This window comes from Cobetia sp. UIB-001, from assembly GCF_044789135.1.
In the GTDB taxonomy this organism is placed as follows: Bacteria; Pseudomonadota; Gammaproteobacteria; order Pseudomonadales; family Halomonadaceae; genus Cobetia; species Cobetia amphilecti.
The window spans coordinates 1-10679 of sequence record NZ_CP058245.1; the positions used below are offsets into that span (position 1 = coordinate 1).

Genomic DNA, 10679 nt, shown 5'->3' on the forward strand with positions numbered 1-10679 from the left:
CCAGTAGGTACTTATTGCCAGACGCGAAAGAAATGCAGCGATCGGGTGCATGAGATTTTGAATATCAACCACTACTCCAAGGCACCGAACGCTTTGTAGATCGTCTGGCGAAGTTTGTCGTCACAGGCTTCATACTCATCTACGAGCTTTATAATTCGGTCTATTTGCTGCCGGCTCCGAAATGGTAGAATATTCACCTCATTTAACTCTTCGTCGGTTAAATATTGATCTAAATATTTATAAGGATCTCGCTTACTGGCAATAATAACCTGCTGGAAAATAAAGTTCCAGAACGAATGCGAACTAACGGCTTTGACCCGCTTCAAATAGCGCAAGTAATCGTTAATTTGCCCTCCCACCTCGATTTCAATAGCACGTCGCAGCCATTTGTGAAAAGTGCAAACTTCCCTAGAGTAATCTACAACAAGAGCCCCGAGGTCAATTCCATTAGGATGATCGTCTACGAACTGTCTGGCTTCCACTTTGTACTTAGATAGTCTGGTTAGTTGCTTTTTCCAAAGCATAAGACTTGATGACAGTTCTTCATTCCTTCCAGCTGCTAACTGCCACTCAGGACGATGCAGAGTAATATGTATAACGTCTACGCGTAACTCCTGAATAAACCGGTGCCTTGGGTTTTTAGCAAAAATCTCACTTACACGAACATCATACTCGGGAAGGATGACCTTTTGACTTAGCGCCCGCGTTTGGTCGACCAGTGTCATCGCAGAAGACACAAAGACGTAGAGAAGCTCTTGAAATTGGTCTTCATACGCCTCTAGGTCAGATCGTCGGTTTCGGCGAAATAGATCCCCGCTATGTGCTTCTTCGTGGAAATGCGCCAAAAGCTTGCCAAATTTTTCTGTACTCCGTTCGAATATTCGAAGTACCGCATTAAGTGACTCTAATCCCGCAACAAAGGTGCGTCCCGGATGCTCGTCGACCCACTCTTGAGCCTTGAGTGGGTTTTCCCAAGCCGCTGCAACAAGGACCTCATCACTCCAAGGAAGAGGCCCGAGTCTGTAATTATCAGAAGATGACATTGATATTTTCCAGTCTCTTGTGTGCACGCGTATTTGTCATATCAAAAATCATCCAAATATAGTTTGATATAACTCTTTATAAGGCTCTGTCATATGAATGGCAATACCTATGATCCCACTAGGTAATTTCTCAAAATTTTTGTCAAAATAAAAAATAAAACTCCCTATAAAATAGGGTATCAGTAATACTATCGATACTGAAAAAGTCAAAGAGAACAATGTCAGTATAACTCTCAAGGGAAATCTAATTGCCCAGTGCAAATCTTTCGTTATTTCTTTTGACTCATCATCTAACTCTTTAAACGATGATGGTTTTTTATTTGGCGCACCACATTTTGGACATGACTCCGCATATTTACTAATCATATTTTCGCAATCTTTACATTTTTTTAAATTCATTTCATTCCAAATTTGTATGAGCTTATAATATGAACTGTTTAGCCATTGATGATTAATACAATTTGTCGGTGAGAACTATACATTGGAAGTGGAGAAAACGGGACTCACGATAAGGCGCGTAATCATGATTTTCGGCGTTTTGAGACCGGTAAGCCGGGGCTGTGTCGCGCAAATGCGATGGGGCTAATGGAGGCTCGGCGCTTCACCCGCTTTACGATGCCCTCGGCAGCGATCACTACCGGTCTCCGACCGCCGGATCATCGCCTCACCCGCTTTACGATGCCCTCGGCAGCGATCACTACCGGTCTCCGACCGCCGGATCATCGCCTCACCCGCTTTACGATGCCCTCGGCAGCGATCACTACCGGTCTCCGACCGCCGGATCATCGCCTCACCCGCTTTACGATGCCCTCGGCACCGGTCACTACTGTGCCACTACATGAAGTATCCTGAGCTGTACACCGAATACCTATAAGACAAGGATGTAGGGATGCAAGAACTTACGAACCAAGTGGCCTACGCCATAAAGCACAGTAGCAGGGATGATTGTCGTAAATTATTGGGCGATCTGTTTGATGCCGTGGCCACGCAGCGTGAAGGGTTTGAGGAAGTAAACCTGCTTGATACTGTTGAGCTGACCGGTATGTCACCGCAATGTCCGTCAGGCGTGATCGTCTCAGTATTTGGACTCCCACCTACCTGCTTGGATGACAGAACGGTATTCGTGGACTTCATGGACGTACTCGTGGACGCCCACGCCTTTAGATAAAAGAAAGCCACCCAATTGGGTGGCTTCTTCGTGTCATGACTCCAATTTGCGCTTCTGAGCGAATTTCTCGATGACCCCTTCTGCCATACCGCCCCCGAAGTAAAAGCCCACCACGAGGCCCACAGGGACGCTCAGGTGAAGTGGTCCCCGGAATTCGGACCAGGCGCTAAGCTCTGATCAGACCGACCAGGAGATGCCCTCGCATCTACTCCTATAGCCTTTCCGCCGGGCACTACTGCCGTGCGAAGCTTCTAGACTGCCGATTTCGCACGTGCGAATTCCTTCCAGGTAAGGGCTGCAGCACCAGCCTCGGTAACCCGCTTTACGATGCCCTCAGCACCGGTTCACTCGCTTGGCTTCTGTGATCGGCTATATAGCTGGATGAGTCGTGTCGTCAGCAGTATGCTATACACGTATAGCAATACTCAGGAGAGCTTATTCATGCTGGCAATTCGACTACCTAATGACATCGAGGAACGTCTCGAGGCACTGGCCAAGGCCACTGGCCGCACCAAGACCTACTACGCTCGTGAGGCTATCCTCGAGCACCTGGAGGATCTGGAAGACATCTATCTCGCGGAACAGACACTCGAGCAGCTACGCCGTGGGGAAGAAACCACGCACTCTCTGGACGACGTGGAGCAGGACCTTGGCTTGGCAAATTGAGTTGACCGGAGCCGCACACAAGCAGCTCAAGAAGATCGGCCATGCCGAGGCCAAGCGTATTCGTGACTACCTGCGGGAGCGCATCCAGCCACTCGAGGATCCAAGGCAGCTGGGAAAGCCTCTCCAGGGACAGCTGGGTGAGCTATGGCGCTACCGTGTCGGTGATTATCGCCTTATCGCCCAGATCGAAGATGATCGAGTCTGCGTGCTTGTCGTCCGGATCGGCCATCGGCGCGATATCTATCGCTGATGGCGACATCTAGGGTCTAGGGCGGCACCAAACCTCCCATAACCACTTGTTTTTAATGCAAATAGTGGGAATGACGTGAAAAGCAACGATTCCGTCCATCAAGATAGATAGACTCGCCTTTTCCTGGTTTTGTAGCCATAAACCGGCATTTCCGGCCATCTCATGAAAGAGCCAGGCCTCACGACCTACGCTGCAGCCCGCATGGTTGCTGGGAAATAGTGGGAATGACGTCGTTCATCCAGCTTCGGGGCACTCGTTCGATACCTGCTCTTGCCTTGCCCACCTCTTCCTCTCAGGTTACTCCTCGTGTTTCCGCGCTTTCAAAGCTGCCATTTCCCTCGCGAAAGGATGCTTGTCGTGAACCTGAGAGGACGTCGGCGGCTTGGACGTTACCTGCGGCTGGTCTTCGTCAGCTTCTGATCCCATCAGGGGGAGTTGGCGCATATGCTGCTCCAGCGCTTCAATCTTCTCCGCCTGCCGGCGCGTGACGGCCAGCAGCTCCTTCACAAGCCCCACCAATTCCTCTGTGCTTTCCGACGATGCTGTCGGGGTGTCGGAAAGCCCTTTGGCACCAGTTGTCGAAGCAGTGTCGGGCGTTGTCGGAGCTTCGCCATAAACCCGGATCATTTCTGCCAAGTCGAGCACACGCTGTCCATGACCATTCAGACCAGCCGTGATGCGGCCTCTGGATATGGCTTCGTAGAGCGTAGAGCGATGCAATCCGTAAAGTTTTGCCATACGGCCAATCGTCAATTCTGGCATGTCGAACCCTGTAGGGTTGATGTGTCGTTTGCCCGACAGAATGGGTCCGGCCTCCTCCGATCGCAAATCAGCTGTTCTGCATGAAAAGCCGTGCTAGTCTCAGAGATGTCCGCATAGCGGCATAGGTGCCCGACCGTCCCGTAGAAAAACGGTCATTTGTGTAGCCACGGGTCTACCTCTGAAACAAGACCAGGAAAGCGCATGTCTCCAACGAATGTGTACCCGCCTGGCACATAATGAAGTCCGTAATAGCACTTATAAATCAGTAGCCTAGAGATATCTTCTACCGCTACTAGCAAGATCCAGTCACCGCCAGGTGGCGTAAGCCCCACACTGGCTACGAGCCCTGATGGCAAGCACATTCAGGGTCCAGCCAAATCGCGTTTGAAAGCTCAGACGGCGATTGAGGGGAAGGTGCGTCTTGAATTCAGAGTGAGTCCGAATTCTGCACCTAAACTCACGATCTTGCGCCAAAACTCCCAAAAAAGTGGCTCCGGCCTTGCTGTCACACGCCCGTGTGCTCAGTGCTAGCGCGTTGCGTCTCTACTTTTCATCGCCACAGTCATCGGCGTAGAGCGGCAACTCCTGGCACTGCCTCACGTGCATGCGGCGACGAGTCCGGCTGACCAATAATCGAACGCCCGGCTACTGCCCTCTGGCACGAGACTCGCTCCGGCGACCTCGAGAGCAGCCATTGAGGCGTTCACGAAACGTGCAGGTAGCGGCGTGTCCGTCTCTGTGCACCGCACAGAGACGGACGCCGTCAGGCGCCCGCGAACCCGCGGGGGCTCAATGCCCCCGCGGGTTCGAGCGTCACCAAACCCTGCACCAAAACTCATTGCTGACACCTGCATATCGCGCTGTCCGGCGTTCGCGCCACCTACCTGGCTGGTAGGCATGACCTTGCCCTGTGTCGTCAGCAATGAGCGCGCCTTGACCGTAGGAGCTGCCACCTCCCACCACGATCCCCTGCCCACTCACTGAGTGTCGCGATCGGATGCGCACACAAAATTTCCGGACGATTCCGGCGGCCATGTCACGAGACGACACGCTTCCCAGGTCTGACCGCGCCCAAAAGCGGTTTAACACTTACCGAACGTCTTGGCAGGACACCGGGAAGCGACTTCGACACTCCCTATCACCACGACGCAGGAGGCTTCGTGATGGGCAAATACGCATCGAAACGTAACTACGGCTATGGAAAGCAAATGGCCTACGCCGGGCATCAGGCCCTGGTGAGCCTCTATGGCCGAGGCCACTACTCGACAGTGGCCACGCATTCGGACCGCTGGGGCCAGTTTGCCCAGTGGGCCAAGGACAATGGTGTGAAGGATCTCGCCACGACACCCAACCAGGCACTGCTGGAACGCTATGCCGAACACCTTCAGACACAGGTGATGTCGGGAGATATCGCCGTCTCGACGGCCCAGAATCTTCTGAGCAGCGCCAATACGACCTTTCTGGCCCTGCGCGGCGATCACACAGTGCGGGTGTCCCCGTCGCAGTACGCCGGGAAGCGCAGCAATGTGCGACAGACAGCCCCGACAGCGTTGGACACCGACAAGGTCACGCAGACTTGCCGAGCTCTGGAGGCCGCAGGCTTACCCCGCGCGTCTGCCGTCCTGCAGCTGGCTGCCGCGTTCGGGGTTCGCCGTGAAGAAGCGATCAAGGCGGACCTGGAGCGATGGCATCGTGAGGCGTCCAGAAAGGGCACTGTAAACGTGCAAGAGGGAACCAAGGGCGGAAGGTCGGCACAGCGCTTAATCGCCGTCAGTGAGCCTCAGCGGGCTGCTCTGGCCTATGCACGCTCAGTACGTCCAGAAGGAAGCCGAAATCTACTGGCACTTGAGGAGCGCTATGCGGATCTGGCGACAGCTCGGCAAGGCGAGCTCAATCGTGCTCGTCCCATCCTGAAAGCGCATGGTCTCAGTGGCTTCCACGACGCCCGGGCCGCGTACGCCTGTACCCGCTATGCGGTGATTACAGGCCACCCTGCACCTGCCGTCAGCGGCTCACTCTCACCCGACAAATCTCAGGATCAGTTGGCACGTCGACTGATCAGCCAGGAACTTGGACATAACCGCCTCGATGTCACTGTGGCGTACCTAGGAGGTCGCAAATGATGTTCTACGCAAACGGCACCCCAATTCAGGTCGACGGCAACATGCTGGAAAACCTGTTGAAGTGCGATCCGCGAAAGCAACGGGGGGTCCGGGCTCATGGTCGCCGGATGGTGCGAATTCAGAAGTTGATTCATGAGCGTTTCGGTGTGAAGCATCCCCGTCAGTGGAAAGCCAAGCACATACGCTGGGTAATGAAAGATGGTTTGGGGGATATCTCCCCTGCGACGGCCTATGACTACTGGCGCACTTGCCGATGGATCCTACTAGTGACAGGGGTTTACGAGGACTGGGAACCTCACTTGCGTGGGCCTTGGCTCAATCCTAAGGGAGAGCTGCGTCCCGCAGGGCGCGGAGGTCGGCCTCCTAAGAGGCCATAAGCGCCTGATGACTGAATAACCCGGCGCGTAGCGCCTATGTTCCCGCGTTGGATCAGGTTGGCGACCGCTGTGGCCGGATTTCTTTAGCGATCAGCCTTTTCGCAGGATGCCCAGGGGCGCAGCCCCTCGATGGCATCCTTTCTGCGCCTGTGGCGCAGGCAATTTCAGGCGGCCGAAGGCCGGGCGGAGCGAAGCGGAGGGTAGGTGAGCGCATCGCGCTCTTTTCTGTTCCTTTTACCCTTTGTTCCTTTTAGTTAAGCATAAGCTATTGATTTAAAAAGGAAATAAAGAGAAAAGGGGGAGAGAATTGGGGTCAAAGGGGGAGAGAATTGGGGTCAAAGGGGGAGAGAATTGGGGTTTAAAAAGGGAGAAAATTGGGGTAAAAGGGGAGTTAGTTACAGTCTCCTATAAAGAGGTCATATCGGTGAATGCACCTAAAATCTATAAGAGCAATGCATTGGTACAAGCTTCATACCGAATGAGCATGATGGAGCAACGCATCATGTTGGCATGTACTAGCCAGGTTCGTAGAGATCAGCCTATTACAGATGAGGTCATGTATAGCGTATATGCTAAAGATTTAGCAGAAGTGACAGGAAGTACATCTAAGTCTGCTTATGAACAATTATCGAAAGCCGCATTAAAATTAAAACGTAGAGAAGTGTGGCTAACTGAACGACCGAATGGAGATGGAGTACATCCTGAGACACTAGTTACAGGATGGGTTCAAACTATTCGTTACAAAAAAAATGAAGGCCGGGTTGATATTAGATTTAATAAAGATATTTTACCTTACCTGACACAAATTACAGAGCAATTTACTTACTATTCATTAAAAGATGTTGCCGGAATGACTAGCATCTATGCTGTTCGTCTCTTTGAACTTCTAGCCCAATGGCGAAACGTAGGAATTCGTGAAATAAATGTTGCATGGCTTAGAGACATTCTACAAATGGAAGGTAAGTATGCATCTATCAAAGATTTCAAAAAATGGGTGATCGATCCATCTGTAGATCAAATTAACAAACATAGCCCTATGCAAGTTACTTGGGAACAAAAAAAGACAGGACGTAGAATAACTCATTTTATTTTTAGATTTAACTTCGAAGAAAAAACAAAAGATGAGAATAAAGTTAAGAAAAGAGGATTACAAACAACAAAGCCTCATAGAGAGGATAATACGACTATGTTTGGAATACCGAATAATGTTATAGAAAAATATGCTCAGCCAGGTGATAGTTGGCAGGATGCCGCCATAAGAGCACTTGACTCAATCAAAAAAAATAAGGATTAGAGATGCCTTTAAGCAAGATAAAAATGAAAGTTAACTATTCATTAAGACTTGTAGAGCGATCTATCCAGGAACATCGCTTTGAATCCATGGTTTGGTATAATACACAAGGCTATTTAAATGCATTCTACGCGATAAGAGAAGAACTATTCAAAGTTATAAAAGACGACAAAAAAAACATAAGACTAACAAATGCTATAAAATTGTGGCAGGAAAAAGGAGATAATTTAGATAGATTTTTTGGTAATGCTCGCAATCTTGTTACTCATAGAGGTCAAATTGAAGTGCATTCCTATCAGCGATGGACCATTGATCATATAAATGATACTGAACATCCTACTATGGAGTACAGTATCTCTATTAGAGGAATAGATGAGTTTACGGATATGCCTTATGATCATTTTTTGCATTTATGCATTGCAGCTTTTTCTCATCTTAATATTGTGGCTCAATCTATTGAAGAAATATATTATAAGTTGGAAGACTAAAATTGACCTCCTCATACAAGCACTTTGACTGTCCACTTTCTCAGATTTATCAGATGACCTGATATGTTAAACTACCGTATTATACAATAGTCTGACAGTCGTTATTCTCAACGACTGTCAGCAGATACAAAGCGGTCCTGCCCGGACGTTTCATCGGAGTCACGCAGGGCCTGCATCGTAGTGATCGGGACATTCACCCCCACCCCAGCCATTTAATTATGCGCGCTGCGATCACGGTAGCAACGATGCCGCTCCCCCATACAAGCACATGTACAGGCATGCTCCACTTTTGTGCGCGAAAACCAGGTGGGCCCTTGATGACCGAATGAGTTATATTTTCGCCAGCTTCGGCAATATCCTCTGGATTGTAGCCAGAACCTATGCCTATGAATACCAATCCATTGGACTCGCGGTTAAACTTGTCAATTTGCGTAAGGCTTTCGTTATTAATGCGCTCCCGCTCTTCTTGTTCAGTGCATTCTGTTTGCACGACTTGCACAGAACGAAGACTGCTAGGTGTAATCAAATCACTGCCAGAAAAGAACGGGTATCCGGATTAACTGGTTGATATAAACATCATCTTCAACCTGAGCCGGATACGCGTCTATTTGATACTGAGCATTTCGACTGCTGTTTGGTCACCTTAACAGGGGAACTGATACAGACTAGGCAAGCTAGAATCAGCACAATGCCGGCCCAGCCCAACACCGGCAGACGCTCGCCGACGATGACCACGGCCAGGCCCGCCGCCACCACAGGCTCGAACAGGGTGATCGTCGTGGCGGTGCTGGCAGGAATACGCGCCAGGCCGTGCCCGAAGCAGAGATAACCCAGGAACATCGGCACCAGAGCCATGTAGAGCCCTACCGTGGCATTTCCCCATGAGGCCAGCAGTGGGGCTCCCGTGACAATGAGCACCGGCATCAGCATCAGGCCACCCAACCCGAAGGTGGCCCCCATGGCGGCCCGGGGAGCGATGCCACGCTGCATGAGGCGGCGCGCCGTCCATGAATACAGGGCATAGGTAAGGCCGGCCAACAGCCCCAACAGCACACCAGGGATCACGCCCGATGCCGTTCCGGTCGGCACATGGCCGCTTCCTTCGGCCAGACACAGCAACACCATGCCGGCTAGCCCTAGCCCGGCGCCGGCCATCCAGCGGCGAGTAAGCCGAAGTCCATCCAAGTGATACTCAATCAGCGCCGATAGCAGGGGCGCTGAGCCAATGGAGACCACCGTACCGATGGTGACCCCGGCCAGGCGCATCGAGGCATAGAACGCCAGCGGATAGATCGCCACGGCGACGGCGCCCAGCAGCAGGTACTTCCACTGCGCTCGCAGCAGGCTGGCATGGCGGCGGATCCCCCCGGCAGAGAGAGCTGCCTGCATCAGGCCACCGCCGCCCATGGCCACGGCACCGATCGCCACGGCGCTGACGTCCGGGGCAAAGGTCGCCGCAGTACCGGTGGTTCCCCACAGGATGGCGGCAATAAGGACTGCGGTGATGCCCAGCAGGCGCTCGTGGGTCGTCCGGTTCATAACGCCTCCAGCATGGCAGCCGCCATGCCACGCGCCTGACGAAGACAGTCGCTGCGCCCTTCCAAGCCAGCGCGCGCCATGGCACCTTCGAGCAGGAAGGCGAGATGATGTGCCAGTTGGGCGGCTCGCTGCGGATTATCGCCAAGCATGTCGCTGACATGATGAGCCAGCAGCGCCTCCACTTGCTCTTTGTGGCCTCTGACCACTGCCCTGCCCGCATCTCCGGCAGGTAGCTCAGCCGCAGCATTCAGTAGCCCACAGCCGCGAAAGCCGCGTTCATAGGCGTGCTCAGCATGGTCCTCATAGGCCAGGAACACCGCCATCACCCTGTCGTGAGGGCTAGTGGCTTGGCGTAGACGAGTTTCATACAACATGAGCCATTCCGCATGGCGCGCCTCTAGATAGGAGGCCACTAGATCGGCCTTCGAAGAAAAGTTGTTGTAGAGGCTTTTCTTAGCAACCCCCGCCCGCTTCACGATGGTGTCGATGCCCGTTGCCGTGATGCCATCGCTGTAGAACAGCGTTGAAGCCGCATCGAGCAGACGGTCATGGGCGCTCTTGGGCGCTTGGCTGGGAGATGTAGTCATGCTGAAGCCTCGATATTCCCATATATGTAGGTAGACCAGGCTACCTACATATATGGGAGTGTCAAGCATATTTGAGACAGTGAAGTTGTTACTTACTGGAGGCAGGCTCTCGATCGCCTAAGCGGCTAAGCGGCTAAGCGGCTAAGCGGCTGAGCGGCTTAGGCGTCGATCTACCAACCATCTGAGAGGTTACGAGATTGGCGGGAAGGGGCGCCCCATCAACCATTTATTCCGAATACCCAAAAGAACATAGTGTCTTGTTCGTATGGCACGATAAAATACTTTTTTAAATCGGTGTGCGAGAGATCAGCAAACAGGACACGATATTCATCGTTTTGTCCGATCCTCGCAATAACGTGGTGGTATGCCATTTTTTTCCTGATTG

General features: G+C 52.0%; 11 protein-coding genes. 6 read left to right on the forward strand and 5 right to left on the reverse strand.

All coding sequences use genetic code 11. From position 1 onward, the window contains the following. Nucleotides 1-71: 71 nt before the first annotated feature. Entirely contained in the window at nt 72-1043 is a 972-nt protein-coding gene (locus tag HA399_RS17345) for a hypothetical protein (RefSeq protein WP_404327005.1), read from the reverse strand. Between the two features lie 48 nt (nt 1044-1091). Continuing rightward, on the reverse strand, nt 1092-1409 hold the full coding sequence (locus tag HA399_RS17350; RefSeq protein ID WP_404327006.1) for a hypothetical protein: 318 nt from the start codon (nt 1407-1409) through the stop codon (nt 1092-1094). Between the two features lie 523 nt (nt 1410-1932). On the opposite strand from HA399_RS17350, the gene HA399_RS17355 reads away from it, so the two are divergent. The 3 genes from HA399_RS17355 (at nt 1933) to HA399_RS17365 (ending at nt 3127) form a co-directional block, all read left to right on the forward strand. Continuing rightward, nucleotides 1933-2211: a hypothetical protein gene (locus tag HA399_RS17355; protein WP_404327007.1), complete on the forward strand. Its 279-nt coding sequence runs from the start codon at nt 1933-1935 to the stop codon at nt 2209-2211. 441 nt (nt 2212-2652) lie between these two features. Continuing rightward, complete coding sequence (locus tag HA399_RS17360; RefSeq protein WP_404327008.1) at nt 2653-2877, forward strand: DUF6290 family protein; 225 nt, start codon at nt 2653-2655, stop codon at nt 2875-2877. After that, on the forward strand, nt 2861-3127 hold the full coding sequence (locus HA399_RS17365; protein ID WP_024951933.1) for a type II toxin-antitoxin system RelE/ParE family toxin: 267 nt from the start codon (nt 2861-2863) through the stop codon (nt 3125-3127). Before HA399_RS17360 ends, HA399_RS17365 begins: the two co-directional genes overlap by 17 nt. A gap of 297 nt (nt 3128-3424) precedes the next feature. On the opposite strand, the gene HA399_RS17370 is transcribed toward HA399_RS17365, so the two are convergent. After that, the gene (locus tag HA399_RS17370) at nt 3425-3889 is read right to left on the reverse strand and encodes a hypothetical protein (protein WP_404327009.1); all 465 of its coding nucleotides are present in this window, start codon (nt 3887-3889) and stop codon (nt 3425-3427) included. A gap of 1163 nt (nt 3890-5052) precedes the next feature. Here HA399_RS17370 and HA399_RS17375 point away from each other — a divergent pair. The 3 genes from HA399_RS17375 (at nt 5053) to HA399_RS17385 (ending at nt 8168) form a co-directional block, all read left to right on the forward strand. Then, nucleotides 5053-6012, forward strand: a complete 960-nt coding sequence (locus tag HA399_RS17375; RefSeq protein ID WP_404327010.1) for an integrase domain-containing protein — start codon at nt 5053-5055, stop codon at nt 6010-6012. Nucleotides 6013-6813: 801 nt separating this feature from the next. Beyond that, nucleotides 6814-7683: a replication initiation protein gene (locus tag HA399_RS17380; RefSeq protein WP_404327001.1), complete on the forward strand. Its 870-nt coding sequence runs from the start codon at nt 6814-6816 to the stop codon at nt 7681-7683. Between the two features lie 2 nt (nt 7684-7685). Then, nucleotides 7686-8168: a hypothetical protein gene (locus tag HA399_RS17385; protein ID WP_404327002.1), complete on the forward strand. Its 483-nt coding sequence runs from the start codon at nt 7686-7688 to the stop codon at nt 8166-8168. Nucleotides 8169-8750: 582 nt separating this feature from the next. Here the strand turns inward: HA399_RS17385 and HA399_RS17390 are convergent. Together HA399_RS17390 and HA399_RS17395 are read right to left on the reverse strand one after the other, a co-directional pair. Further along, complete coding sequence (locus tag HA399_RS17390; RefSeq protein ID WP_404327003.1) at nt 8751-9707, reverse strand: DMT family transporter; 957 nt, start codon at nt 9705-9707, stop codon at nt 8751-8753. Further along, nucleotides 9704-10294, reverse strand: a complete 591-nt coding sequence (locus tag HA399_RS17395; RefSeq protein WP_404327004.1) for a TetR/AcrR family transcriptional regulator — start codon at nt 10292-10294, stop codon at nt 9704-9706. Before HA399_RS17395 ends, HA399_RS17390 begins: the two co-directional genes overlap by 4 nt. Nucleotides 10295-10679: the final 385 nt, after the last annotated feature.

Coding starts and splice junctions, on each gene's coding strand:
- HA399_RS17345 (WP_404327005.1), bottom strand. CDS start 1,043: ATGTCATCTTCTGATAATTACAGACTCGGGCCTCTTCCTTGGAGTGAT.
- HA399_RS17360 (WP_404327008.1), top strand. CDS start 2,653: ATGCTGGCAATTCGACTACCTAATGACATCGAGGAACGTCTCGAGGCA.
- HA399_RS17355 (WP_404327007.1), top strand. CDS start 1,933: ATGCAAGAACTTACGAACCAAGTGGCCTACGCCATAAAGCACAGTAGC.
- HA399_RS17350 (WP_404327006.1), bottom strand. CDS start 1,409: ATGATTAGTAAATATGCGGAGTCATGTCCAAAATGTGGTGCGCCAAAT.
- HA399_RS17375 (WP_404327010.1), top strand. CDS start 5,053: ATGGGCAAATACGCATCGAAACGTAACTACGGCTATGGAAAGCAAATG.
- HA399_RS17385 (WP_404327002.1), top strand. CDS start 7,686: ATGCCTTTAAGCAAGATAAAAATGAAAGTTAACTATTCATTAAGACTT.
- HA399_RS17390 (WP_404327003.1), bottom strand. CDS start 9,707: ATGAACCGGACGACCCACGAGCGCCTGCTGGGCATCACCGCAGTCCTT.
- HA399_RS17370 (WP_404327009.1), bottom strand. CDS start 3,889: ATGCCAGAATTGACGATTGGCCGTATGGCAAAACTTTACGGATTGCAT.
- HA399_RS17395 (WP_404327004.1), bottom strand. CDS start 10,294: ATGACTACATCTCCCAGCCAAGCGCCCAAGAGCGCCCATGACCGTCTG.